Annotated in this window: 19 protein-coding genes; 12 read left to right on the forward strand and 7 right to left on the reverse strand. The window is 62.6% G+C overall.

Translation table 11 applies throughout. From position 1 onward, the window contains the following. The gene (locus JI59_RS18775; RefSeq protein WP_007014147.1) at positions 1 to 1,206 is read left to right on the forward strand and encodes an AAA family ATPase; all 1,206 of its coding nucleotides are present in this window, start codon (positions 1 to 3) and stop codon (positions 1,204 to 1,206) included. Positions 1,207 to 1,377: 171 nt separating this feature from the next. Next, the gene (locus tag JI59_RS18780; protein ID WP_007014145.1) at positions 1,378 to 2,355 is read left to right on the forward strand and encodes a ParB/RepB/Spo0J family partition protein; all 978 of its coding nucleotides are present in this window, start codon (positions 1,378 to 1,380) and stop codon (positions 2,353 to 2,355) included. A 332-nt stretch (positions 2,356 to 2,687) separates the two neighbouring features. On the opposite strand, the gene JI59_RS18785 is transcribed toward JI59_RS18780, so the two are convergent. Beyond that, positions 2,688 to 3,884 (reverse strand): hypothetical protein, encoded by a 1,197-nt coding sequence (locus JI59_RS18785; protein WP_007014144.1) that lies wholly within the window; start codon positions 3,882 to 3,884, stop codon positions 2,688 to 2,690. A gap of 124 nt (positions 3,885 to 4,008) precedes the next feature. Further along, entirely contained in the window at positions 4,009 to 4,890 is an 882-nt protein-coding gene (locus JI59_RS18790; RefSeq protein ID WP_039857711.1) for a LysR family transcriptional regulator, read from the reverse strand. Between the two features lie 117 nt (positions 4,891 to 5,007). Between JI59_RS18790 and JI59_RS18795 the strand changes: the two genes are divergently transcribed. Together JI59_RS18795 and JI59_RS18800 are read left to right on the forward strand one after the other, a co-directional pair. Then, positions 5,008 to 6,153, forward strand: coding sequence for an isovaleryl-CoA dehydrogenase (locus JI59_RS18795; protein ID WP_007014142.1), 1,146 nt, complete (start codon positions 5,008 to 5,010; stop codon positions 6,151 to 6,153). Between the two features lie 43 nt (positions 6,154 to 6,196). Then, positions 6,197 to 7,045 carry an HpcH/HpaI aldolase/citrate lyase family protein gene (locus JI59_RS18800; RefSeq protein WP_007014141.1) on the forward strand — a complete coding sequence of 283 codons (849 nt, stop codon included), beginning with the start codon at positions 6,197 to 6,199 and terminating at the stop codon, positions 7,043 to 7,045. A gap of 30 nt (positions 7,046 to 7,075) precedes the next feature. Here the strand turns inward: JI59_RS18800 and JI59_RS18805 are convergent, their stop codons facing one another. After that, the gene (locus tag JI59_RS18805) at positions 7,076 to 7,735 is read right to left on the reverse strand and encodes a TetR/AcrR family transcriptional regulator (RefSeq protein ID WP_007014140.1); all 660 of its coding nucleotides are present in this window, start codon (positions 7,733 to 7,735) and stop codon (positions 7,076 to 7,078) included. A gap of 148 nt (positions 7,736 to 7,883) precedes the next feature. Between JI59_RS18805 and JI59_RS18810 the strand changes: the two genes are divergently transcribed. The 6 genes from JI59_RS18810 to JI59_RS18835 all read left to right on the forward strand — a co-directional run bounded on the left by JI59_RS18810 (position 7,884) and on the right by JI59_RS18835 (position 17,581). Then, positions 7,884 to 8,882 (forward strand): MBL fold metallo-hydrolase, encoded by a 999-nt coding sequence (locus JI59_RS18810; RefSeq protein ID WP_007014139.1) that lies wholly within the window; start codon positions 7,884 to 7,886, stop codon positions 8,880 to 8,882. Positions 8,883 to 8,896: 14 nt separating this feature from the next. After that, a complete protein-coding gene (locus JI59_RS18815; protein WP_238532581.1) occupies positions 8,897 to 10,465 on the forward strand; it encodes an alginate export family protein in 1,569 nt (522 codons plus the stop codon). 4 nt (positions 10,466 to 10,469) lie between these two features. Then, complete coding sequence (locus tag JI59_RS18820) at positions 10,470 to 11,810, forward strand: MFS transporter (RefSeq protein ID WP_007014137.1); 1,341 nt, start codon at positions 10,470 to 10,472, stop codon at positions 11,808 to 11,810. Next, positions 11,807 to 13,105, forward strand: coding sequence for an MFS transporter (locus JI59_RS18825; protein WP_052117991.1), 1,299 nt, complete (start codon positions 11,807 to 11,809; stop codon positions 13,103 to 13,105). The genes JI59_RS18820 and JI59_RS18825 overlap by 4 nt, the downstream gene beginning before the upstream one ends. A gap of 463 nt (positions 13,106 to 13,568) precedes the next feature. After that, the gene (locus tag JI59_RS18830) at positions 13,569 to 15,863 is read left to right on the forward strand and encodes a TonB-dependent receptor (RefSeq protein WP_081474018.1); all 2,295 of its coding nucleotides are present in this window, start codon (positions 13,569 to 13,571) and stop codon (positions 15,861 to 15,863) included. Next, the gene (locus tag JI59_RS18835; RefSeq protein ID WP_007014132.1) at positions 15,863 to 17,581 is read left to right on the forward strand and encodes a glycoside hydrolase family 3 protein; all 1,719 of its coding nucleotides are present in this window, start codon (positions 15,863 to 15,865) and stop codon (positions 17,579 to 17,581) included. Before JI59_RS18830 ends, JI59_RS18835 begins: the two co-directional genes overlap by 1 nt. A gap of 84 nt (positions 17,582 to 17,665) precedes the next feature. Here the strand turns inward: JI59_RS18835 and JI59_RS18840 are convergent, their stop codons facing one another. Continuing rightward, positions 17,666 to 18,760: a LacI family DNA-binding transcriptional regulator gene (locus JI59_RS18840; protein ID WP_039857708.1), complete on the reverse strand. Its 1,095-nt coding sequence runs from the start codon at positions 18,758 to 18,760 to the stop codon at positions 17,666 to 17,668. Positions 18,761 to 18,953: 193 nt separating this feature from the next. Between JI59_RS18840 and JI59_RS18845 the strand changes: the two genes are divergently transcribed. Together JI59_RS18845 and JI59_RS18850 are read left to right on the forward strand one after the other, a co-directional pair. Continuing rightward, on the forward strand, positions 18,954 to 20,318 hold the full coding sequence (locus JI59_RS18845) for an MFS transporter (protein ID WP_007014130.1): 1,365 nt from the start codon (positions 18,954 to 18,956) through the stop codon (positions 20,316 to 20,318). Between the two features lie 58 nt (positions 20,319 to 20,376). Continuing rightward, positions 20,377 to 21,849 carry a sulfatase family protein gene (locus JI59_RS18850; protein WP_160289745.1) on the forward strand — a complete coding sequence of 491 codons (1,473 nt, stop codon included), beginning with the start codon at positions 20,377 to 20,379 and terminating at the stop codon, positions 21,847 to 21,849. Between the two features lie 176 nt (positions 21,850 to 22,025). On the opposite strand, the gene JI59_RS18855 is transcribed toward JI59_RS18850, so the two are convergent. The 3 genes from JI59_RS18855 to JI59_RS27145 all read right to left on the reverse strand — a co-directional run bounded on the left by JI59_RS18855 (position 22,026) and on the right by JI59_RS27145 (position 24,907). After that, positions 22,026 to 23,261: an MFS transporter gene (locus JI59_RS18855; RefSeq protein WP_007014127.1), complete on the reverse strand. Its 1,236-nt coding sequence runs from the start codon at positions 23,259 to 23,261 to the stop codon at positions 22,026 to 22,028. 273 nt (positions 23,262 to 23,534) lie between these two features. After that, positions 23,535 to 24,338 (reverse strand): hypothetical protein, encoded by an 804-nt coding sequence (locus JI59_RS28215; protein ID WP_041565021.1) that lies wholly within the window; start codon positions 24,336 to 24,338, stop codon positions 23,535 to 23,537. 419 nt (positions 24,339 to 24,757) lie between these two features. Further along, positions 24,758 to 24,907 carry a hypothetical protein gene (locus JI59_RS27145; protein WP_007014125.1) on the reverse strand — a complete coding sequence of 50 codons (150 nt, stop codon included), beginning with the start codon at positions 24,905 to 24,907 and terminating at the stop codon, positions 24,758 to 24,760. Positions 24,908 to 25,177 lie beyond the last annotated feature (270 nt).

The following is a 25,177-nucleotide window of genomic DNA, read 5'->3' on the forward strand; positions in this document are numbered from 1 at the left end:
ATGGCGACCCATCCCAGTCTTGAAATTCAGCCTGACGAATTGACCAATGACGGCCTTGGCCTGCTGCACAGGAAGGCCCTGACCATCCTGAAACGGATCAGGGACGGTGCACTCGATCCGGAAACCGGTCACAAGGTCGGGCCCTCCTTCCCCATTTCAAAAGCAGCCTCGCTCGTCGGTCGAACAGCTTCTGCCATTCGCGAGGCCGAGCGCGACGGGAGGCTGCCGCCGCGAGACCGGACCGCCTCGGGTCACCGCGTGCAATATACTCTCCAGGAACTCGATCACATGCGCGAGGTCTTCGGGACGCGGCCGTGGCGCGAGCCGACCGATACGCCGGCGATCATTTCGGTGTCGAACTTCAAGGGCGGCGTCGGCAAGTCCACGATCGCCCTGCACCTTGCCCAACATTTCGCCATCCGCGGCTACCGCGTGCTGTTCATCGACTGCGACAGCCAGGCCAGCTCGACGATGATGTTCGGCTATCGGCCCGACGTCGACCTTGGCGAGGATGACACTCTCTATGGGCACTTCCATAATCCCGAACTGCTCGGCGTGCGTTCGATCATCCGCAAGACGCATTTCTTCGGGCTCGATCTGATTCCGGCGAACCTCAAGCTCTACAATCTGGAGTACGAGATCGCGGGCTACCTCGCGCAGCACCAGAGCTTCGATATCATCGATCTCATTGCCCAGGCCATCGACAGTGTCGTGGACGATTATGACATCGTCATCATGGACCCGCCGCCGGCGCTGGGCATGGTGTCCATGGCCGTGCTTCAGGCGGCCAACGCGATGGTCATTCCGATGCCGCCGAGCGTCATCGACTTTGCCTCGACAGTCTCGTTCATCGACATGGCTCGCACGACGATGCACCAGCTCGAGAAGCTGGGTGGCAGGGTCAAGCCGGCCTATAATTTCATTCGCCTGGTTGGCAGCCGTGTCGACGAGAGCAAGTCGATGCACCGGGAAATTCTCTCGATGATGCGGCAGGTGTTTGGAGGCTCGATGATCAACTCGGTGCTAAAGACCAGTGCCGAGATCGACAATGCCAGCTCACGCATGAAGACGGTTTTCGAGCTCGACAGACCGGTGACTTCCCATGAGGTGCACAACCGCTGCGTCAAGTTTCTCGGCGATGTCTGCCATGACATCGAGCAGGATGTTCTGCGCTCGTGGGCGAGCCGCGCGGAGCATATGACGTGACCGGTTGCCACGTGGCAACTCGAGGGCAGGGTGCCCCCAAGGCGGCTCATGCGCGGGGTATGAACTTCGCCATGAGTGGTTCGAACGAGAGCATTGGCGAAGGTGAAGGTGGGCTTGTTGCCACGTGGCAACTCGACCATGAATATGGCGGCAAAAGGCAGGAAATGGATCATGGCTAAAGGCAATCGGGGCTTCGGCAGCAGCCTCACGGAAGGCTTGGACGATAGCGAACTCGACGTCTCGGCGCCGGCTGAAAGCATCATGGCCAGTCGCAGCCAGACACTTGCCCGTCTCGCTTCGGGCAAAGTGGTCACCGACCGCACCGAGTGGGTCGACCCGGCTCGCTGCAGGCCCTGGCGACTGCACAATCGCGATGTCGATCACCTCAACGAGGAGACCTGCCGCGACCTAATTGATGCGTTTCTATCCGCCAAGAAGCAGCGCATCCCGGCCATCGTCCGCAAGCTCCATGACGACCCGGAATTCGACTACGAGATCATCGCCGGCGTGCGCAGGTGGTGGACCGTGCAATGGCTGCGCGAGCACCACCATCCCGAGTACGAGTATCTTGTCACCATCCAGCACGTGTCCGACGAGGAGGCGTTTCGCGTCTCCGATATCGAGAACCGGTCGCGCAAGGACATCTCGGATTGGGAGAGGGCGAATGAATATCTGCGCGCCCTGGATGAATTCTACGACGGCTCACAGAGCGAGATGGCAGAGCACCTCAAGATCTCTCGCTCGTGGCTCACCCGCTTGCTGGACGTTGCGCGCTTGCCGAGCGAGATCGTGAACGTCTTTGCCGATACGCATGACATCACCGTGCGTGTCGCCCGCGACCTCAAGCCTCTGACCGGCGATCAGCGGGCCCTCGCGTTTATGGCTGCCGAAGGTCGTGCCATCATTGCCGAGCGTAACGATCTGGGCGTCCGGTTGACCGGACCGGAAGTTGCCAAGCGCCTGGTCAAGGCAACCGTCGCAACATCGAAGAAGAGCGCGAAGGAAGAACTGCTCAAGACGCGCAAGGGCAAGCCGATGCTGCGCTATTCGCGTCCGGCCCGGGGAGGGCTCAATCTCAAGATACTTCCGCGCTCGGGTGCGACGAGCGATGAGATGCTCGAAGCCATTCGCGGCCTGCTCGAGGAGTGACTGGAAAGAAGGAAGCGCGCTGCAGGCGCGGCACATCTGCTGGCAACGCATCCCGATAAGATTGGAATGAGCCGAGGGGCCGGTTTGCACTGCAAACCGGCCCCTGCTTGTTTCCGGGAACCGAGCGGGGCTTCAAATACCCTGACGGCTGGCGTTCGGCGGTGTTGGTGCGGAAAAATCGCAGCACGGGGCCGCAGGAGCGCAGGGCTTCGTTATATGGTGAAAAGGTCATGAAGTTGTCGATTTTGCGCTCTGCGGCCTTCTGGCGCGCCTAAAAAATAGGCAGAGCTCCCGGGTCAGGCAGATCAGCAGCCTGTCCCGGCAGCCATCGGTTAGTCTTCATCGTCCAACGCTTCAGGTGAAATGCGCCGCAGCAAATCGTCTATGGCGCCCATGGAGGATTCAAAGTCGTCGATCGCTTCGGGCGAAAAGGCAAACTCGCGCTTGTCGGGAACAAGGCCGGCCTGATCGGCCTCGAGCGGGGCGAACCTGTACATGGTGGCTGCATTGCGCGACGTCTCGCCTCTGACCACCCCGGACTGCGAGAGCGTCGCCATGATCGTGCGCACGCCCAGGCGCGACGCGCCGATGATCCTTTCGATCTGGGCGCCGCGCAACTTACCGAAGCCAGCAAGGTAATAAGCAACATCACCGGCGCGGCCGTTCGAACGCCGGCCCTGAAGCCCTTCCCGAATGAGCTCAGCGTCCGCCCTCGCTTCGATGAGTCGGCGGTCGAGAGACCAAAGCGCATCGCGAAGCGCCGCGAAGGCATCCCGGTCCAGGAGGGAAGGGTGATGGGAAAAGGTAAGGTCGTCATCGAAGGGATCGGACGTAGCCTCCTTGAACGTGAGGAGGCCAGGCAGCGGGGCGGCGAGAGGCAGGCCGCGCAGCGGCGAAAGGTAAGTGCCCGCCAGAATGTCCAGTGCCCAGCGCGAGTGGGCATGCTCACTGGTCTCTACCGCAATGCTCGATCGCGGCCCCCTGATCAGTTCGATCCCGCGTTCCTGCCTCGAGAAGCGCGGCGACTGACGGGCTGCAGTGAAAAGCGCGGCCAGCGGGCCAAAAGGCAAGTCGGTATCAGGCACGGCGATCTCGGCGATCTCGGCGATCAGGGCGCGGGCCTCGGCAATCAATGCATGCGCATCTTCGTGACCTTCGTTCGCATTGAGATCGACCGGGGCAAGGAAAGCGTCTGCCAGCTTTTGTGAAGCCTCAGCCAGCTGCCTCCAGGGATTGTGCTGGAATTCGGTGAGGATGGCCTGGCACAAGGAACGAGGTGCGCGCAGCTTGTGTGCAGAGACATCCGAAAGCGTGCTCAGACCGGCAAACCAGTCGAAAAAACGCTCGTCGGTGAAGGAATGTCCTTCCTGGCGCAGCGCGGTCACGAGGCATTCGCGGATCAGTCGACCGGCAAGGACGCGCAATGTGCCGTCGCTGGCCTGGGACAAGGACGCCTGGACCCTGCCAAGGTACAGTGCGCCAAGCACCGCGGGATCGATTTCCGGGGAATTGCCTTCAAACTCGCCCATAAAAACCTTTTACTTCATTGGGATGGGAAAAATTGTATAGCTAACTTCCAATAGCTATACACCCTCTTTGACTCAATGTCATTGAGAGCCCGTCCCTGCGCCTGTGCTGCCCTGGCCTGACCGTTCAGGCAAGCTCATGGGTGCGATGTAGCTGGGCTTCGATGGCGGCGATGAGATCTCCGGGACCGGCAAGCAGATGCTCGGCGTGGTGGCCCGCCATCCAGCCGACCGTCCGCCGATCCGAAAAACCGGACAGGCGCGGCTTCGCAACGCCTTGGTGGACATAGCTCTCGGGCATGACCGTGATGCCAAGCCCGGCGGCTACCATCTCCAGAACCCGTTCATCATTGGTGGAGCGCAGTGAGAAATGCGGCCTGACGCCCCGTTCGGTGAAATGCCGGCTGACGTCCGATAGGGCTTCGCAATGACGGCGCACGATCATGACTTCACCGACAAGCTGTTCTCCATCGATCGCTTCCATGCCGGCCAGGGCATGTTTCCGCGGCATGGCCAATACGTAGCCTTCGTTCAGGATCCGGCGTTCGAGAAAGCGCTCGGCGCCCCTGTCGACGAGTGTTAGGGCCAGGTCGATACGTCCCTTTGCGAGCTGGCTGGCCAGTTCCCGTTCGCTTCCGAACACGAGTTCGAACCGATAGGTCTCCTGCGGTCGCACCCCCGCGATGGCGGCGGCGATGGGGCCCGCCGGGATGCTGGACAGTGCGCCGAGCCGCAGCGAGGGCAGGGCGCTCGCCGGTTCCATTGCCTGCTGCGCCAGGTTGAATTCCCGCTCGATCCTGCGGGCGTGGGCAAGAAGCCGCGATCCGGCATCGGTCAGTTCCACCCGCTGGTTCGATCTCACGAACAGCGCGTGGCCGAGAAGGCGCTCGAGTTTTGCGACGCCCACGGACAGGGTCGGCTGAGAAACATTGCAATGTACTGCCGCACGGGAGAAGTTGCCTTGGTCGACAACGGCGAGAAAATAGCGAAGCAGATAACGATCAAGCACGGGCAGGCTCCGGCGGCGGACTGGCCGTATATAGATAGTGCTAATGATGTTGTTGGGGTAGGTTCAATTTTTCCTATGCACCGATCCGCGCTATCAGGCAGGGCAAGGAGAGAAGCGATGACCGATTTCGATTTTGCCCTGGGCGAAACCGCCGATATGATCCGCGAGACCACTCGGCGCTTTGCTGCTGACCGGATCGCGCCACTGGCCGCCGAGATCGACGAGAAGGACTGGTTCCCGCGCGAGCTGTGGCCGCAGATGGGCGAACTCGGCCTGCATGGCATCACGGTTGAAGAACAGTGGGGCGGCCTCGGCCTGGGCTATCTCGAACATGTCGTGGCGCAGGAGGAAGTCGCCCGGGCCTCCGCCTCGATCGGCCTGTCCTACGGCGCGCATTCGAACCTGTGCGTCAACCAGATCCGGCGCTGGGGAAACGAGGAGCAGAAGGCGCGCTACCTGCCCAAGCTGATCTCGGGCGAACATGTCGGTAGCCTGGCAATGTCAGAGGCGGGCGCAGGCTCCGACGTCGTTTCGATGAAGTTGAAGGCCGAGAAGAAGGGCGACCGCTATGTCCTGAACGGCACCAAGTTCTGGATCACCAATGCACCTTACGCCGATACCCTGGTGGTCTATACCAAGACCGGCGAAGGCTCGCGCGGGATCACGACGTTCCTGATCGAGAAGGACTTCAAGGGCTTCTCGATCGGTCAGAAGATCGACAAGGTCGGCATGCGGGGATCTCCCACGGCCGAATTGGTTTTCGACGATTGCGAGGTGCCGGAAGAGAACGTGATGGGGCCGGTCGGCGGCGGCGTCGGCGTGCTGATGTCGGGACTGGATTACGAGCGCACGGTGCTTTCGGGCATCCAGCTTGGCATCATGCAGGCCTGCCTCGACGTGGTGCTGCCCTACGTGCGTGAGCGCAAGCAGTTCGGCAAGCCGATCGGGGCATTCCAGCTGATGCAGGCGAAGATTGCGGACATGTACGTCGCCCTCAACAGTGCGCGGGCCTATGTCTATGCGGTGGCGCGCGCCTGCGATGCGGGCAAGACGACGCGCTTCGATGCTGCCGGGGCGATTCTGCTGGCTTCGGAGAATGCCATGAAGACCGCGCTTGAGGCCGTTCAGGCGCTGGGCGGGGCAGGCTATACCAAGGACTGGCCGGTCGAACGCTTGATGCGCGATGCAAAACTGCTCGACATCGGTGCGGGAACCAATGAAATCAGGCGCATGCTGATCGGGCGGGAATTGATCGGCGCCTGAGCGCAGGTGCAACCAGACTGGCCGAGACCATGCGGAGAATGCGATGAAACTGCGTTCCTTGTTGTTCGTGCCGGCCGATCGGCCCGAGCGCTTTGCCAAGGCGGCCGCAAGCGGTGCGGATGCGCTGATCCTTGACCTTGAGGATTCGGTCGCCCCGGAGAAAAAGCAGGCCGGGCGCGAGGCGATCGCGGCGTGGCTGGCGGGTGAACGAAAGGCCCCCACGTTCGTGCGTGTCAATCCGCTCGACGGCGATGTGACGACCGATGATCTCGGTGCCGTTTTGCCCGGAAAGCCGGATGGGATCGTCCTACCCAAGGCCGAAGGGGCGGCGAGTGTGCGCCGGCTTGCCGCGATGATGGCGCAGGTATCGACAGGGCAGGGGGCTTTGCCGCCGGTCCTGCCGATCGCCACGGAAACGCCCGCTGCCGTGTTTCAGTTGGGCACTTACGGCGAAGTCGGCTCTCAGCTCGCGGGCCTAACCTGGGGCGCCGAGGATCTGCCGGCTGCAATCGGCGCGGCAACCTCGCGCGAGGAAGACGGCAGTTATACCGCTCCGTACGAAATGGTTCGCAGCCTGTGCCTGTTTGGCGCCCATGCCGCACAAGTCCCGGCGATTGAGACCGTCTTTCCGCGCATCGATGCCATCGATGAACTCACCGCCTATGTCGCGCGGGCAAGGCGCGACGGGTTTACAGGGATGATGGCGATCCATCCTTCTCAAGTGGAAACGATCAATCGCGGTTTCACGCCAAGCGAGGCGGAACTGGCCGATGCCCGCGCCATCGTCGAGGCCTTCGCCGCCAATCCGGGCGTAGGGGCCCTGAAGCTGGATGGAAAGATGATCGACCGGCCGCATCAGGTGCAGGCGCGGCGCATTCTCGACTTGTCTTGATCCGAACGCGCGGGCGGGAGCCGCGAAAATCTAGGGTTCCCGGCGGGGCAGGAGCATCGTGGAAAGCATCGCCTCCTCAAGCAGGACGGGAAAGTCCTCGCTTTCGATCAGGAATGGTCCGGGACGATTGATGATCGCATTGTTGAGCACCCCGTACATGACCTGGAAGGCGAAACGAACACGGTCGGGATTGACCCGATCCTGGTCGAACTCCGGCTGTGAGCGCAAGCGTTCCAGGAATGCCTCGGCGAGCCGGTTGGCATTGCGCCGGAACGGTTCCCAGGCCTCGGGCGAATCGAGGCTGACCTTGAAGGCGGAGCGGAAGAAGGTCTCCTGCAGCTGGTATCGTTCGACCTGACGGGCCATCAGCTTCGTCAGGATCTGGTCGAAAGGTGCAAAGCGCACGATGTCCTGCAACAAGGGGCCCGACTCGGCAGCGGCGAAGACCATGACGGCCTTGAACAGCGTGATCTTGTCGGGAAAGCGGGAGTAGAATGCGCCGGTCGAACAATCGGCCGCTGCGCAGATTTCATTGATGCTGACATCGTCGAACGGAACCTGGCGCGCGATGGCCAGGGCTTCCTGGATCAGGCGATCGCGCAAGGTCCGACTGCGTGCCTGAAGTGCTGGAATTACCCCGACTTTCGCCAGACTTTCCTCGATATCGAAATTTGCCGCCCCGTCGCCCATGCCTTTGGGATCGCCGATCAGGCCTGCCTTGTCCAGCCATTAGAAAACCGAACAAGACTCGCATTCGTATTGACGACGGCTCGCACTCGATGATAGATCACTGGCAACCGGCTCAATGCCGCACCCCATTGTGGAGGAGAGGAATTCGATGTTTTCCGAATCGCACCTGCCCATGCTCAACCGGCGCAACATGCTGCGCGCAGCGATGGCCCTGACTGCCGGCGGAATGATCGCTGCACCGGCCATGTCGCTGGCCGCACCGGCCGTCGGACCGCAGGCCGGGACCGCCAAGGGCGCAAAGCTCGTCCTGCTGGGAACCAAGGGTGGCCCGCGTGTCGGCGGCAAACGCTCGAATCCGGCCAATGCACTCGTTGTCGACGACAATGTCTATGTCATCGACACCGGCATGGGGGTAACCTCGCAGTTCGTGAAGGCGGGGCTCAACCTGTCCGATATTCGCGCGATCTTCATTTCGCACATGCATTCCGATCACGAACTCGAATTCGGCAATCTCGTTTACAACATGTGGGCGGCCGGCGTGCTGCGACGACCGATCGACGCCTATGGTCCGGCGGGCATGGAGGCCCTTGCCGCGGACTACTGGCACCTCAACCGCGAGGACATCCGCATCCGCATGGCCGACGAGGGCAAGCCGCACCCCGGCACTTTCGTGCGCGCGCACGACTTCCGCCAATCGCAGGGCACGGTCATGGCCGCAGATGGCGTGACGGTTACCGCCTTCACGACGCCGCACCCGCCGATGGAGAACCTCGCCTACCGGTTCGAGACGCCTTACGGCTCGGTCGTCTATTCGGGCGACACCGCCTACAATCCGGCGCTGGCCGATTTCGCCAGGGGCGCCGATGTGCTCGTGCACGAAGTGCTCTACGTCCCGGGTGTCGATGCGCTGGTGAAGCGCGCCAACGGGACACCGGCATTCCGCAACCACATCCTTGAAAGCCATACCGCAGCCGAGCAGGTCGGCATGATCGCCAAGCGCGCGGGTGTGAAGAAACTGGTGCTCAGCCACTTCGTGCCGGGAGACATGGATTGGATCACCGACGACATGTGGCGCGACGAAGTCGCCAAGCACTACAAGGGCGAGATAGTGGTCGGACGCGACCTGATGGAAATTCCGCTCGGATAAGAAAAGCCTGGAACATGACGAAGCGTAACCGGACACACCCGCTACGCGATCGAAGCCTGTCCGCAGTTCTGATGTTCGGTCTCACGGTACCGGGCTGCGCTTTCGCAGCTACGGCCGGAGGCGAGCAGGAAGCGGCTGCGCAGCCGATCGCCGAAGCGACTCCCCTGAATGCCAAGGCCGCAGCCGCGTCGTCGGCGCGCGACCCGCTGAAATCGCCTTACCCTGCGCAAGCCGATGGGCAGGGGCCGCGCACTGGCCCCAACTATACGATGCTGCGCGGTGCGGAGGACTGGCGGTTCCTGGCCAGTCCCAAGGCGAAGCGCGACTGGGCATCGCCGCTCAAGTATATCCCGCTTGATGGCGATGGCGACATTTCCCTGTCGCTGAACGGCGACCAGCGCACCAGCGTCAGTGTTTCGACGCGGCCGCTGCTAAGCGATTCCACGGATCGCATCGAAGTGCTCTCGCGCACCACCCTGGGGGCTGACCTGAGGATAGGTCCGGCGGTGCGGGTCTATGGCGAACTCGCATCGGGTCATATCTTCGGCAAGAACGAGACCCGTCACCTTGCCAACTTCGAGAACGACCTGGTCGTGCAGCAACTCTTCGCCGAGGTGCGCGCTCCGGTCGCTTCGGGCGTGGCGCGTGTCACGGTCGGCCGGCAGGAATTCTTCGACGGACCGCGTTTCATCATCAGCCCGCGCGACAATCCCAACATTCGCGTCTCGATGAACGGCGCGCGGCTGTCGATGGACTGGAAGCGCTTTCGCTTCAGTGCGTTCTATTTCGAGCCGACCGATCCGGGCAACGGCTTCCTCGATGACGGGATCGGCAATGGCGAGACGCTGACCGGCGCTTACGGCAGCTTCCTGCTTGCCGGCGAGGGCGATGCCGGGAAGGGACGGATCTTCTTCGATCCGTTCTATTACCATTTCGAGGACACCGAGCGGAAGCTTGGCCCGATCAGCGGCAAGGACCGGCGCGAGACATATGGTGCGCGGCTGTGGGGCTCGCGCGGCAACCTGTCCTTCGACTGGACGGCGATCAAGCAGGACGGCCGCTTTGCCGGTCGGCGTGTCGATGCCTGGGCGGTGAGCACCAACCAGTCAGTCGCCCTGGGCAGCGGCAAGAGCGCCCCACGGCTTGGCTTCCATGCCGACTACGCTTCGGGCGGGGGAACCTATGATGCCGCAGGCAAGGTGGGTTCGTTCAATTTCCTCTACAATGCCACGGTGATTTTCAGCGACGACAACTTCGTCGGCGCGATCAACACCATGGGCATCGCGCCCACGATCAGCTTCTCGCCCACGCGCAAACTGCAGGTGGGCGCGGAGTGGGGATCCTACTGGCGCCCGAACGAGAACGATGCGGCCTATCGCGGCAATGCGCAGGCCTATGCGGGCACGCAGAACGTCGCCGGTAGGCACGTGGCGAACATCGCGCGCCTCAAGGCCAACTGGTCTCTCAACCCCCACGTCGCCCTGGCCGGCATGGTCAACTATGCCGATGCCGGAAAGGTCTTACGCCGCGCAGGTTATGGCGATAACCTGTTCGTGAAGACCATGTTGACCTTGCGGTTCTGACGCCGTGGCCGGTCCGGTATTCCTGCTTGCCATGTCGGCCGGAGTGCTGGACCGTCGCCTGTCGCCAGGATCGGCGGCAGGATCGGCGGCGGGAGCGCAGTACCGGGTGTTTCAAGGTAGATTCCATGGTCTCCAGCTCATCCTGGGCTGCGCCATGGCCCTCTTTGCAGGCGGTTTCGCATTCCAGACATTGAGCTTCTCGATGCCCGGTCTCGTGCGTGACTGGAATATTGCCGAGGGCCTGATCGGCCCGCTGCTCAGCGCGGCCATTCTCGGCCTTTTGCTGGGCTACCTGTTCGTTGCACCTCTTGCCGATCGGCTGGGCGCGCGCCCGGTGGTCTGCGGCGCCATGACGGTGCTTGCCGGAGCGACCGGGATCTGCCTCGTCGCGCCGAACATTGAATTCCTGATCCTCGGGCGCGTCCTGCTTGGCATTGCCATCGGTGCGGCTTTCCCCAGCGCTGTCTCGGCCGCCAGCCAGCATGGGAGCCAGCGCTGGCGGGGGGCGCAGGTCGTCGGAATCTATGTGGCCTACTCCCTCGGGTTTCTCGCAGCTGGACTGGCGAGCGCCTGGCTGGTGCCCCTGCACGGCTGGCGCGCGGCGTGGGGCCTGACTGTGCCCGCGGCCCTGATCGCGGCGGCACTCTTGTGGAACGCGCTTCCCGCACGGCGGCCCCATGCTCCGCAATCGCGGCCCGTGGTTTCCCTCTTCGCGCCGCACTTGCGTGCGGGCACACTGCTGTTCTGGCTCATGTGCTCGATCGGCTTGGGCCTTTTCTATGCGGTTCAGGGATGGCTGCCGCTGCTTTCCGCCCGCGAGGGGGTGACTTACTCCAGCGCGGTAACCTCCGCGAACCTGTTCACGGTGGGCAATGCCCTCGGCGCAGTCCCGATGATCTGGTGGGCGGACCGCATGGGGCCTTTTCGGGCTCTTGTTTGCGTAAGCGCAATCGGCCTGGCTGGCATCGTGCTGCTGGGTATGCACACGGGGGAGGGAGGCACGATGTTCCTGATCGCTGCAGTGCTGGCCGGTATCGGCATCGGCGGCGGACAGAAAGGCATGATTGCGGCAGCATCCCAGTTCTATCCCCTGCCTTTGCGTGCAACGGGTATCGGCTGGGCTCTTGGCCTGGGCCGGTTCGGTGCGCTTTGCGGGCCGCTGCTGATCGGTTTCGTAACCATGCACGACGTTGCCGGTGGCACGGCCCTGCTCAGCCTTGCGCTTCCGGTGCCGGTAATCATGCTCGCCGCATTATGGCTCGACAGGGCATATGGCCGCATCGACCGCACCACAGACCATCAACCGCCCCAGCCGGCGCTGCCCAGAGATCGAACGAAACGATGACCAGAGATCCCCAGTCCATCCTGTCGCACGGCGCGATGCGGCCGCTGCAGATCGCGGCCGTAGTCCTGTGTATCCTGCTTAATGCGCTCGACGGTTTCGACGTGCTGGCGATCAGCTTTGCCTCCCCGGGCATCGCCAGCGAGTGGGGTATCGACCGTGCCGCCCTCGGGTTCGTCCTGTCGATGGAACTCATCGGCATGGCGGTAGGTTCGCTGGTGCTGGGCAACTTAGCCGATCGGATCGGCCGCCGCCCGACAGTCCTGGGATGTCTCGTCGTCATGGCTGGCGGCATGGGCCTGGCGAGCCTTGCCAATTCGGTCATCGAGCTTTCGCTGATCCGGCTCGCCACCGGGCTCGGCATCGGCGGGATGCTGGCTTGCACCAATGCGCTGGTTGCCGAATTCTCGAATGACCGTCATCGCAACCTGGCCGTCGCGATCATGGCTGCGGGCTATCCGATGGGCGCGATCATCGGCGGTTCGATTGCCACCGGCCTGCTTGCCGACGGGCATTGGCGCGATGTGTTCGTCTTCGGCGCGATCATCACGGGCGTGTTCCTGCCGATCGCCTGGGTTCTGCTTCCGGAATCGATCGGCTACCTTGCGCAGAAGCGCGGTCCCAATGCGCTTGAGCGGATCAACGCGACCCTGCGCCGCTTCGGTCATGAGATCGCACAGGCGCTTCCTCCTGCGCCCGAGAAGGCGCACAGCGTTTCCATCGCCCAACTTTTCGCGCCCGGGCTTGCGCGCGTCACTATCGTTCTGACGCTGGCATACTTCTGCCACATCATGACCTTTTACTATATCCTCAAGTGGATACCGAAAATCGTCGTCGACATGGGCTATGTCGCATCAAGGGCCGGCGATGTGCTGGTCTGGGCCAATGTCGGCGGCTTGCTGGGCGCGGCACTGCTAAGCGTGATGACCTATCGCTTCGGCGTTCGTGCGCTGGTCATCACGGCCATGCTGGCATCGACAGTTCTGGTTTCCCTGTTCGGCCAGGGGCAGGCGACGCTCGGCGGCCTGGCGCTGGTGGCCGCGGCGGCAGGTTTCTGCACGAACGCGGCGGTGGTTGGCCTCTACGCGCTTTTCGCCAGGGGCTTCCCGACTTCGGTACGGGCCGGCGGAACCGGCTTTGCCATCGGCATCGGCCGCGGCGGCGCTGCGCTCGGCCCGATCGTTGCCGGGCTGCTGTTCAATGCAGGGCTGGGCCTGGGCTATGTGTCACTACTCATGGCAATGGGCTCCCTGATTGCCGCCGGAGCGCTGCTGTTTCTCAAGGAGCAGGGCGACTAGGTTTTCTGGCGGGCAGTCGAGCCTGCCCGTCACAAGGCGGTCGTGAATGTCGATGTGCATGTGCTTCTCGAAGGCTGCAGCAGCGCGGGTATGATCCCTTTCTCGCGCGCACCGGGCATCAGGCTCATCGCCATGCCTTCCAGGAGCGATTGCGAAAGCGCCATGGCCTGCGCGTATTGTTCTGGGACCAGCTGCCACTCGGGCTAGAGGACAATCGCCTCGACATTGAAGCGTTCGCGACATTCGACCTGCCGCTGCGGGCAAACAGTGCTCAGTTCGGTTCTGGTCTCATCTGCCGGGAGACCAAGATTCCCCGGGCTGTGCAGAATCAGGTTGACATGTAGCGCTACATCACGCAGTAGCTCGCGCCGAGAGCCGTGCGGAAGGCGGCATTCGGGCTGCGGTATGTAGCGCTAAATTACGGTGCGCTCCTAAAGAGGGGCGCTTGAGCAGGGAGAGTTTTATGAACACGGCTTACTCGCCAGCTAATCGCATTTCTGTTTCCATGGGCGCGCTTGTTGTCGCGCTGGCGCTTGGCGCGCCGGCAGCCGCGCAGGATGTCGCCGCCAGCAGCGGCGATGACGGCACGCAGGCCGTTCCTTCCGAGATTATCGTTACCGCCGGTCTGCGCGAGCAGACGTTGCAGGACGTTCCGATCGCCGTCTCGGTGGTTTCGGGCGGACAGCTCGACGCAGTCGGTGCCGATGGCGTCGCTTCGATTACCAGTGTCGCCCCCTCGCTGACATTCACCAAGGGCAGCAATTCGTCGAACAGCTCGCTTTCGATCCGCGGCATCGGCACGACCGTCTTTTCGGCCGCGACCGAACCGGCTGTTTCGGTCGTCATCGACGATGTGCCGCTGGCGCGTTCGGGGCAGGGTTTCCAGGATCTCGTCGACGTCCAGCGCGTCGAAGTCCTGCGCGGCCCGCAGTCGACGCTCTTCGGCAAGAATTCCTCTGCCGGCCTGATTTCGGTAACGACCGAGGCTCCCAGTTCCACGCTCACCGGCCACTTCGACGGCAGCTATGCCGAAGGCGGCGAGTGGCAGGCGCGCGGCTCCATTTCGGGTCCGATCGGCGATAACGCCGGTTATCGCGTCAGCGGTTTCTACAAGGACTATGACGGCTTTGTCCGCAATGTCTCCGGCATCGGTGACCGCTGGCTGAGCGGCTATCGCAACTGGGGCGGGCGCGCCAAGCTCCGTTTCGAACCTAGCTCGGACCTGACGATCACCCTGATCGGCGATTACAGCAACGGCCGTGACGACACGGTGCCGACGCTGCGTTCGGTCAACACGCAAGCTTATGCCGACGCGATTGCGCCGCTGGTCCCTTCGGCCGACCTGCGCGAAGTGAACCTCAATGCAAACAACACCAACACCAGCAAGCAGTGGGGCGTTTCGGGCAAGGTCGAATATCAGCTCAACGACGATCTGCAGCTCGTCTCGATCTCGGCCTTCCGCAAGTGGAACTTCCACGGCCGTGGCGACACGGACTATACCCCGCTGACGACGCCGGTACCGGGCGTGACTCTCTGGGACGTCAACACCGGTACGACCGAGCTCAAGCAGTACTCCCAGGAACTTCGCCTCGTGTCGGGCGACCTGGGCGGCTTCGACATTCTGCTGGGCGCGTTTGCGTTCAAGCTCGACGCCGATACCAGCTTCATGCGCCGGACGGAGGCCACTTCCGCTTCGCGCAGCGGCCAGTTCACCGGCGGTACAACCAATTCGAACATTGCTGCCTTTGCCAGCACGAACATCGACCTGACCGACAAGATGCAGCTGTTCGGCGGCGTGCGCCTGCTTCACGAGAAGCTTGACTGGACCGTCAACCGCGATCCCGCCAATGTCCTAGTTCCGGGCGACCTTGCCTTGGGCGGTGCAGCGGGCACGGCGGCGGACTTCAGCGGTTCGACCAGCGACACCCGTGTCGTCGGCAAGATCGGCGTGCGCCACGACGTCGCCGGACTGGGCAACGTCTATGCAAGCTATGCCCGCGGCTACAAGGGCAAGGGCTTTAACCTGATCTTTGCCGCCCAGGATACCTACAAGCCGGTCAACCCCGAGACTTCGAACGCCTTCGAGGTGGGCATGAAGATCGAGAGTGCCGACCGCAAGGTCTCGGTCAACGGCGCGCTGTTCTACACCAAGTACAACAACTACCAGGCGCAGGCGCAATTGCCGGGCGACATCTCGTTCTACCTGCTGAACGCCGGTTCGATCTCCACCAAGGGCATCGAGCTGGAATTGAACCTGCGTCCCACCAGCCTCACCACGATCTCGCTGGGCGGCACGTTCATGGACGCGCGCATCGACAGCTACACCGATGGCCCGTGCTACTTCGGACAGACCGCCGGTGAGGGCTGCGTCAACAATGCGCAGGATCTCTCCGGTGGAGACCTGCCCAACGCGCCGGACTTCCGCATGACCGCATTCGTCAAGCAGTACGTGCCGATGGGCGACAGTCTGCCCTTCGACACTTACGTTCAGTCGAACATGACTTATCAGACACGGGTCCAGTACCAGCTCGACCAGAATCCCGACACCATCCAGGATGGATATGCCGTCGTGAATGCCGAACTTGGCATCGAGGACAAGGACGGTCGGTATTCGCTCGCATTCTTCGTCCGGAACCTGTTCGACAAGAACTTCACCGGGAATGTCTTTGCCTCCAGCTTCAACGGCGGGCGCGTTTACCAGCAGGTGCTGCGCGAAGCCGACCGTTACTGGGGCGTGCGCGGTTCCTTCAGCTTCTGATGAAGCCCGAAACCGCCTGCGTGAATGGTTCCAACCCCGCAGCCGGGGGCAGCGACGACCCGCTCGCGCTGTCTCCGGCTGATCGGGCCTGGGTCGACGCTCGCCTCGGTGAGCTGTCGACCGAGGACAAGGTCGGCCAACTCTTCGTCCTTAGCTCGATCAACGACGATATCGATGAAATCGAGCGGCATTGTGCCCTTGGGGTCGGTGGCATCCACCGCTTTCCCGGGCACGACCTCGAGAAGGCCTGGGCCGCCACGCATGCTGCCTTCGAACGCTCGGCGGTGCCGCCGCTGATCAGCGGTGACATCGAAGGGGGATCGCTCAGCCACTTCTATGCCTGCCCGGTTCCCAACCAGCTGGGACTGGCTGCAGCCGATGACCTCGAATTGTCGCGCAGGATTGCCCGCATCATCGCGATTGAAAGCCGGGCGATGGGGTTCAACTGGACCTTTTCTCCCGTCGTCGACGTCAACGTCAATTTTCGCAATCCCGTCGTGGGCACGCGTTCCTACGGTTCGAATGTCGACGCGATCATTGCGCAGGCGAAAGTCCTGGTCGAGGAACTGCAGGCGCAAGGTATCGCGGCAACCGCCAAGCATTGGCCCGGCGACGGCATCGACGATCGCGATCAGCATCTCGTGCCGACGGTCAATACACTCGCAATGGACGAATGGGACGCCAGTTACGGGCGGATCTACCGGGCCATGATCGATGCAGGCGTAATGGCGGTCATGAGTGCCCATATCGCCTTGCCCGAATATATCCGGGCGCGTGATGGCAATCCCGGCCGCGATGCGTTCAAGCCGGCTTCGCTGTCGAAAACGCTGAACCTCGACTTCCTGCGCGGGGAACTGGGCTTTCGCGGTCTGATCGTCTCCGATGCCACAGCCATGGGCGGCCTTAATGCGTGGTGCGAGCGCGCCGAAGTGGTGCCGGCCGTGATCGAGAACGGATGCGATGTCTTCCTGTTCAGCCGCGATGCGGCAGCCGACAAGCAGCTGATGCTGGACGGTTTGCGGCATGGGCTGCTCAGCGAGGAGCGGCTGGAAGCCGCGGTCGACAAGGTGCTCTCACTCAAGGCCCGGCTCGGTCTGCATCGCCGCGAACCTGCTGAACTTCTGCCGCCGCTCGATGCGGCCCGCGCGGTCCTGCGCAAGCCCGGGAACATGGCGGTGGTCGATCAGGCCAGCGCCCGGGCCATTACGCTCGTCAAGGATACCCAGGCCCTGCTGCCGATTGATCCGGCACGCCACAAGCGCGTGACGATCGTGGTCGAGGAGGGATGGAACTTCGTTTCGGGCGCAATGCCGCGCAGCAGCAGCGCTTTCATTGAAGCCTTGCGCGAACGCGGTTTCGAGGTGCGCACATTCGACAGCGAGGCACCGCCCACGCGCGACGATACCGATCTCCTCATCTATCTTATCGGCCAGGAAGCGACGCCCGCCATTGCGCAGATCCATATCGACTGGATCAAGCTGCACGGGGGTGCGCGCAAGGCGATGCTGCGCTTCAATACCGAAATCCCGACACTCATGGTGTCTCTGGGGCAGCCGTACTACCTTTACGATGCTCCCGAGATTGCAACTTATGTGAACGGTTACAGCGGTCTCGACAGTGTCCAGAAGGGGGTGGTGGAGCGCCTTGTCGGCGAAGCTGCCTTCACCGGCGTCTCACCCGTCGACGCATTCTGCGGTCTTGAACAGGCCCGATACTGACCACCCAGGGCCCGTGTAATCTTCTCCTCCACACGGGTCCCATTGAGCGGCGGCGGACGCGATCCGTCGCCGCTCTTTTTCGCATCACTCAGGGGCAACGTCGGCGACTGAGGCGCGTTCGACCAGCTTGTAATCGACGAAACGCGGCACTGCTCCCTGAGCGGACGGCCCCTGAGCGGACGGATTGCGCAGCATGGCAATGAGCAATTCCGTAGCCTGCTCCGCGATTTCAGCCAGCGGCTGCCGGACGGTCGTCAAGGTCGGCCAGATCTTTATCGCGATCGGCGTGTCATCGAACCCGGTGATGGAAAGATCTTCGGGAATGCGCTTGCCCAAACGCAGTGCTACGTTGACGAAGGCAGCGGCCATGTCGTCGTTGCCGGCCATGATCGCGGTGAAGGGGCCTTGCGCCACCGGCTTTTCAGCGGTTCCCAGTTTCCGTTCGGCCAGGACAAGGCCTTCGGAAAAGGTCGGGCGTGCTTGCCAGATGAGATCCGGGTCCTCAGGAATGCCGGCCTCCCGCAGGGCGCGGCGATAGCCTTCCAGACGTGCCTTGCCGACATGTGTGCCGGGCAGCAGGACAAAGGCGATCCGGCGATGGCCGTGGACAATGAGGCTGGAGGTAAGCGCGAAAGCCGCCGCCTCGTCGTCGATCCGCACGCAGGCGATATCGGGCAGGGATGTACCCGGCGCCATAGCCACGACGGGGATATTGATTCGCGCACTCAGGCCGCTGTCGCTGAACTGTTCGCAAAGAGGGGGCGGAAGCAGCAGGCCGTCGAGGCCGGATTCGGCAAATTCCAGGATGTCTTCGAGCGCGGTATCCGGGTTGTACGGCTGGATGATCAACTGCACGCCGATCCGCGAGGCGGCCTTGAGCGAGCCTACCAGCATCGCGCTGAGCAGTGCGCTGTCCTGGTCCCGGTGCAGCAATCCGATCCGCAGCGTGCTGGCACTGGCCAGCGCCCGCGCCGCGGCATTGGGCCGATAATCGAGCTCTGCTATGGCCTTGAGCACGGCTTCGCGCGTTCCGGGCTGAACGCTGACCTTGTTGTTAATGACGTTGGACACCGTCATTGCGGATACCCCGGCCCGCCGCGCTACGGCAGCCATTGTCGCGCCCTTGGTCGCGCGTTTCCGGGTACGGCCCACCGGGGGGTCTGATGTCTCTGTTGTCATGCATGCCGACCATAAGTTGGCCTTTCGATGATTGACAAGCCCTCGCAGCGCGGATAGCGATTTAGCGCTACACAAATTGGCGCGGGCCATTTGGGCTTTTGCCTTGCGCGCGCTGGAATTTAGGCCGAATCGACCGGCCCGTAACGAACAGGCATGGGTCCGCGAGGATGGATCCGGCGATGGAGAGATCTTGATGGACGCCACTTCCCACCCAACCGGCCAGCAGGCCCAGGACACGGAAAGCTGGCCCCCGGCACGGCAGGCGTGGACGGCGGCGTTCCTGCTGATGGCGGCCTACACGCTTGCGTTCGTAGATCGTCAGGCCCTGGCGCTTCTGGTCCAGCCGATCAAGGAAGACCTGGGAGCATCGGACACGGCCATGAGCCTGCTCTACGGGCTCAGCTTTACCATTTTCTATGTCATTGTCGGGGTGCCGGTGGCCTGGTTGGCCGACCGCTCGAACCGGCGCAACATCATTGCCGTCTCGATCTTCGTCTGGAGTCTGGCGACTGCAGCCTGCGGACTCGTGCGCAGCTATTCGGGTCTGTTCATGGCGCGCGTTGCAGTGGGTACGGGCGAGGGTGGGCTCAGTCCCGCGGCCTATTCCATGCTGGCCGACTGCTTCCCCAAGGAACGGCTCGCGGTCGCCATGGGCATCTATAACATGGGCGTCTATTTCGGCGGCGCGGGCGCCCTGATCCTGGGCGGCCTGATTGCGGCCCAGGTCCCTCCGGGCAGCGAAATCGTGGTGCCGATCCTGGGAACGATGAAGGGCTGGCACATCATCTTCCTGCTGCTCGGCCTGCCGGGCGCGCTGTTGTCTTTCGCGATGTTGCTTGTACGCGAACCGCGACGCCGCGGGACTGGCGCCGGCATGCCGGTCACCCATGCCCGCCTTGGAGAGATCTTCGCGCAACTCGGGCGCCATGCGCGCGCTTACTTCGGCATCATCATCGGCTTCTCGCTGATGATTCTTGTCGGCAACGGAACCGGCGCCTGGATTCCCGCCTTCCTTGAGCGCAGTTATGGCATGTCGATTTCCGAGATCGGCGCATCCTACGGCTGGATGGTGTTCTTCTGCGGGACCACGGGCGCTCTGAGCGGAGGTTTCTGCGCCAGCTGGCTGCAGCGGCGCGGGTTTGTCAACGGCAACCTGCTGGCAGCGGTAATCGGCTTTTCCGTGCTCATCCCCCTGACGGTCGGATTCCCGCTGATGCCCACCGCGGGCCTCGCTCTCGCTGGCATAGGCGGCATGAACTTCTTCGCCGGATTCAATTTCGGCGGTGGTCTTGCCGCCCTGCAGGAGCTGACCCCTAACGGGATGCGCGCGCAGGTCTCGGTCATCTACATGCTCTCGATCAACCTGATCGGTTCGACTCTCGGGCCTACGGCCGTGGCCATGGTGACCGATTTCGTATTCGCCGATCCCAGCCGACTGGGCGAATCGATTTCACTTGTCTGCGCCGTTGCATCGCCCCTGGCGCTTGTCCTGCTGCTGATCGGCATGTCGGGACTGCGCGCGGCACGCGCCGAGCGCGCGGGGGGCGAACTGGCCTGACTGCATCGCGGACCCCCGGTCCGGCACCAGAATACACGTTATTTCGGAGATGAATTGCATGCGCGCATTGAAGATTGGCCTGGCAGCCTTGCTTGCAGGCACGACGCTGAGTCCATCCTTGACCATGGCCGCGCCGCCGCAGCCGAAAGCGGCTCCTGCTGAAAGGCAGTCCGAAGCGCGGCCGAACGTGGTTGTCATCCTTGTCGACGATCTTGCCTGGACGGACGTTTCGGCCAACGGCGCGAGCACGATCCAGACCCCCAATATCGACGCAATCGGTGCCGCCGGCGCAACTTTCTCCTCTGGCTACGTGACGGCTTCGGTCTGCTCGGTCAGCCGCGCCGGTCTGCTCAGCGGGCGCAACCCGACGACTTTCGGCTTTATGTACAACATCACCGAACGCGGCGCGGTCGACAAGGGCGCGGGCCTGCCGGTTGACGTGCCCACGCTGGCCGAGCGGCTCAAGCCGCTGGGATACGATACCGCGGTTTTCGGCAAGTGGCACCAGGGCAGCACTCCGGAATTCTATCCGACCCGTCGCGGCTTCGATGAGTTCTTCGGCTTTCTGGCGGGCGAGAGCATTTATGCCACGCCCGATACGCCGGGCATCGTCACGACGCCCACCTCCTTCGACAAGTATCAGCCCAAGGAGCGCGAGGGCGCGCAGCGACTTTTCCAGGGCCCGGATATGGAGCCGGTTGCGCAGCCTCACAAATATCTGACCGAGGAAATTACCGAGCACGCCGTCGATTTCATCGACCGCAAGGCTGACGGGAAGGATCCTTTCTTCCTCTACGTGGCCTACAACGCGCCTCACTGGCCCTTGCAGGTGCCCCGGACCTATTACGACCGCCATTCCGAAATCGCCGATCCGGCCCGGCGCACTTACGTGGCGATGATCGACGCCCTCGATGCAGGGGTCGGCCAAATTCTCAAGGCACTCGACGACAAGGGCCTGCGCGAGGACACGCTGGTCGTATTCCTCAGCGATAACGGTTGTCCCGTCCAATTCGGCTATTGCACGCAGACCCACCCCTGGGGCGGCGGGAAGTTCACATATCTCGAAGGCGGGATGCGCGTCCCGTTCATGGCGTCCTGGCCCGGCCATATCGCGGCGGGCCAGCGTATCGCCACTCCGGTCAGCTCGCTAGACATCGTCCCGACGGTGCTCGAGGCTGTCTCGCCCGGCAAGACGCTGCCCGAGGAACTCGATGGGGTCGATCTGCTGGATACCCTTGCCGGCACGGCTCCCAAGGAGCGCTCGTTCATCTGGGACCAAAGGCCTGTTCAGGCGCTTCGCCATGGACGCTACAAGCTGTGGCGTTCGCTCGACTGGAAGCAGACCAGGCTCTACGATATCGAAGCCGATCCCTGGGAGCGCACCGATCTGTCCGCCAAGTTGCCCAAGGTGACGGCAAAGCTGGTACGCGAGTTGGACAAGTTCGATGCCGCCTTGCCGGAACCCATGTGGCCTGTGCATTCGACGCGGGAGATCGATGTTATCGGTCGCAAGACCGAATTCGTCTACTGATCGGATGAAGCGATTCCGGCATGGCGCGCCGTGCCATGCCGGACGCTTTGGAATGTCTGCATTCGGGCGACGACGCGGGGAGCGGCTTCAGGATGTTCCGGTCGCAGTTACGGCAATCGGCGGTGAGGCGCTGAAGGCCCTGCACATATCCGGCAGATCCGCTCTGCTTTTGTTCATCAGACGCTTTCGGTCGCATGCTCAGGATAGGGCGGTAGCTTGGTCAGCATGAAACTGCAGGCAAGCGTGACCGGGATCAGGCCCAGCAACAGCAGATGATAGCTTCCTGTCAGATCGAAGATATACCCTGCCAGAACCGGTCCGATGCCGATGCAGGCGGCGACGATGCTGGTGAACGTGCCGTAGATCTTGCCAAGATGGCGCAGGCCGACATAGCGCGTCGTCAGATAGGTCAATGCCTGCAGTTCCGCGCCCGACGCCAGCGCTACAAGCGACACCGCAACCAATGCCAGCGGTATCGTCAACGGTTGCAGAAGGACGAGTGCCGCAAGGGCGGGAACGATCAGGATGATCGGGGCGATGATCCGGCCATGGAACCGGTCCAGCAGCCAGCCCGATCCCAGTTTTCCGAATGTTCCGGCAAATCCGTATATGCCCAGAGCGGCCGCCGCATGCGTCGGCGTCAGGCCCTGGCTGATGAGGATCGGATTTATATGGACGGCAAGGCCGGCCATGATGATGTTGAGGAACAGAGTGCTGGCCAGGATCATCCGGAACGATCCTGTTCGCAGCGCCTCTCGCAAGGTTAGCCCCCCGGGCGAAGTCGCGCTGGCCCGCGAACCGTCGATGCTGCGCCGCTTGCGGTCGCCCGCGTCAAAGAAAAACAGATAGAGGATCAGAAGGACCGCCGCGCTCCAGCCCAGCCCGATCATCGCATAGGCGCTGCGCCAACCGAAATTGTCGATCGCCAACCGTGAAAGGATCGGCGCGCCGGATGAAGCGAGGCCGAGGCCGGACAGCGTGAACGCAAGGGCAAGGCCTCGCCCACGGGTGAACACGCTTGACACTGCCGTCGTCCAGACGGTTGTCTTGATGAACAGCGCCGCCAGCCCGACAAGCGCCCAAAGCGCGAACCACAACGGCAGCATTCCGTTGTTGAGCGAAAGTAATGCGAACGCCAGGCCGAGCATGATCGCGCCCGGCAGGGCAAGCGCGCGCGAACCGCGCTTGTCAATCTGGCCACCCATGAAAGGGCCGAAGGGAACTACGAGCATGGCAAAGAGCGTCAGCGCCGCCGAGGTAGAGGCGCGCGACCAATCGAATTCTTCTGCCACGGGCAGCATGAAAACGCCGAAGGAATAAACTGGCAGGTTCTGCAGCGACGAACCGAAAAAAGCGGCCATGACCAGCGTCCAGCCGCTCGACCATTCCGGATTGCGGGATTGCCCCTTCAAGAATTCCCCCCCCAAGAAACACGGCCAAGACCTCAACGTGCCGGCAATGACATGGCAACGCATCCATTACGCCAATCGATTTCTGCAAGGTCTATTACGTCTTCATAGGGACCGGAAGGACATCCCGGCTCGTTCCAAACGCCTGCAGTACAATCGAAATATACTCCGATATATAATGAGATAACTGATTTGGAAAGCGGGAACGCTTGCCGCTCCGGAATTATCCAGGAAGTTCTGTCGTATCACCGAGAGGGCGCACAGCTACCCACACCCCTACCAAGAAGCTTCGGTGCAAATCGTCTCCATGAGCGTTGCCTCATCGTTGATCAGGGCGGCGAATTCGTTCTCGCGGGCGCGCTTTGAGAAGGTGCCGCCGATCTGCTTCAGAAAGCGGAAGAGGAGGTCGATCATGCGCGCTGACGAAACCGCCTTCTCCGCGAAACCCGAACGGGACGAAGCGGTCATCGCCGATGACCTTGCGCTGGAGCGCAGCAGTCCGTCTGTGGCGCCTACATCGTCTCGGCCTTCGCCCGGTAATGGTGAAGTCGTCTTGCCTGAAGCGCAGTAGCAATTCGGTCCCCCGCACGCGCGTCGCTCCTTCGATGTTGACGAGAGGGACGCTGTCAGGTGCGGTTTGTTGCAGCCGGGTCGCCTTCCGGATATTTGCGCCGCACACTGTCGCATCGCCCAGGCCCAAAAATTGAGCGTTCCGAGATCGGCCAGGGCCGTCTGCACGACCAGTCCGGCGTCGAAGCGCTCTGTTTCCTGCGTTTGCGTGAATTCCATTCCGTCGGGCGCCGCCCGGCCCGGCAGCACCCAGCCCGTCCCGGCCACCAGCATGGCGATGTTCCCGGGGCGCATCATTGCCTTTTCCTCGATCTCCTCGCCCACAATCACCTCGACGCGGTCTGGCTCGTCCTGAACCCGCCGCCCGAACCGGGTCCCCTGAACGATAATGACGTCTTCCCCTTCCGCTTCCTGGCGATCGACATCGGCCTGCTGTGCGGTGGTAGGAGCGGCAAGGAAAGCGAATGGGACAGCGCCAAGGACTAGGGCTGTGCGGATACGCGGAGTCACGGGGCTGCTTCTGTTGAGAAATGCGTCGGACTGCTGCCCGAAATGAATCAGGTCTTTCGATATGGGCGGGTCCAGCCCCTGGCCAGATCGCGGCGTGCGTGGCTGAAGATGTCCGCGCTGCCCCAGAGCGCAAACCCGGCCATGCCTGCCCCCTTTCCGAACACGCCCAGCGCATCGGCGAGAAAGTCGAGAGCAAGGGTCGTTTTTCAGCGCGTCGCTGCTGCCGAGCAGGCCGATCAGGTTACCCTCGCCGTTGAGCTTAGACCCCGCCTCCATGAGAAGTTGGTTCGCAGTTTTCGCCGCAGCCGATGCTTCTTTCGCAATCTCGTTGACGAAAATGTGCTGCGTCTGAAAGCTGAACAAGATGAGTTAATCTTCGTTCATCGCCCGCCCTTCACGATGGAGCAGGGTGTCAGGCGTCAGTCCTTATCCAGTTTTGCCGAAATCAGAGCCTGGGCAAGTGCATCGGACATGAATGTGTCGTCCTCCCGCACTTCTTCGAGCCAGGGGTCGGGTCCGTCCAGCCCCGCCGGTGAAAGCGCCACCTGCCCCTCGACCCAATCCCGCACTTTCCAAATCTGCTGGCCCGTCCTGGAATGGACTGCAAATTTCGCAGCATTCGGGCTGACCTAGGGCACCAGCGTATTCTTCCGCGCCCCGAAATTTGAACAGGAAGAACCCGCCCCGATAGGGCGTCTCGAGATCGGCTTTGCAGGCAGGAAACGGCTCCAGGCCGCCCTCGCCAGGGTCGTACCGCGAAAGGATTTCGGCGAGCTTGCCGCTGACGACATAAATGCCACTTGCGGCAAGAAGATCGCCGACCTTGCTGAAGTATTTCC

Origin of the sequence: Novosphingobium pentaromativorans US6-1 (assembly GCF_000767465.1) — a bacterium.
GTDB classification, from domain to species: Bacteria; Pseudomonadota; Alphaproteobacteria; order Sphingomonadales; family Sphingomonadaceae; genus Novosphingobium; species Novosphingobium pentaromativorans.

Excerpts from the sequence above, each read along its gene's own strand:
- JI59_RS18775 (WP_007014147.1), top strand. The coding sequence starts at position 1 with ATGGCGACCCATCCCAGTCTTGAAATTCAGCCTGACGAATTGACCAAT.
- JI59_RS18780 (WP_007014145.1), top strand. The coding sequence starts at position 1,378 with ATGGCTAAAGGCAATCGGGGCTTCGGCAGCAGCCTCACGGAAGGCTTG.
- JI59_RS18785 (WP_007014144.1), bottom strand. The coding sequence starts at position 3,884 with ATGGGCGAGTTTGAAGGCAATTCCCCGGAAATCGATCCCGCGGTGCTT.
- JI59_RS18795 (WP_007014142.1), top strand. The coding sequence starts at position 5,008 with ATGACCGATTTCGATTTTGCCCTGGGCGAAACCGCCGATATGATCCGC.
- JI59_RS18800 (WP_007014141.1), top strand. The coding sequence starts at position 6,197 with ATGAAACTGCGTTCCTTGTTGTTCGTGCCGGCCGATCGGCCCGAGCGC.
- JI59_RS18805 (WP_007014140.1), bottom strand. The coding sequence starts at position 7,735 with ATGGGCGACGGGGCGGCAAATTTCGATATCGAGGAAAGTCTGGCGAAA.
- JI59_RS18810 (WP_007014139.1), top strand. The coding sequence starts at position 7,884 with ATGTTTTCCGAATCGCACCTGCCCATGCTCAACCGGCGCAACATGCTG.
- JI59_RS18815 (WP_238532581.1), top strand. The coding sequence starts at position 8,897 with ATGACGAAGCGTAACCGGACACACCCGCTACGCGATCGAAGCCTGTCC.
- JI59_RS18825 (WP_052117991.1), top strand. The coding sequence starts at position 11,807 with ATGACCAGAGATCCCCAGTCCATCCTGTCGCACGGCGCGATGCGGCCG.
- JI59_RS18830 (WP_081474018.1), top strand. The coding sequence starts at position 13,569 with ATGAACACGGCTTACTCGCCAGCTAATCGCATTTCTGTTTCCATGGGC.
- JI59_RS18835 (WP_007014132.1), top strand. The coding sequence starts at position 15,863 with ATGAAGCCCGAAACCGCCTGCGTGAATGGTTCCAACCCCGCAGCCGGG.
- JI59_RS18840 (WP_039857708.1), bottom strand. The coding sequence starts at position 18,760 with ATGACAACAGAGACATCAGACCCCCCGGTGGGCCGTACCCGGAAACGC.
- JI59_RS18845 (WP_007014130.1), top strand. The coding sequence starts at position 18,954 with ATGGACGCCACTTCCCACCCAACCGGCCAGCAGGCCCAGGACACGGAA.
- JI59_RS18850 (WP_160289745.1), top strand. The coding sequence starts at position 20,377 with ATGCGCGCATTGAAGATTGGCCTGGCAGCCTTGCTTGCAGGCACGACG.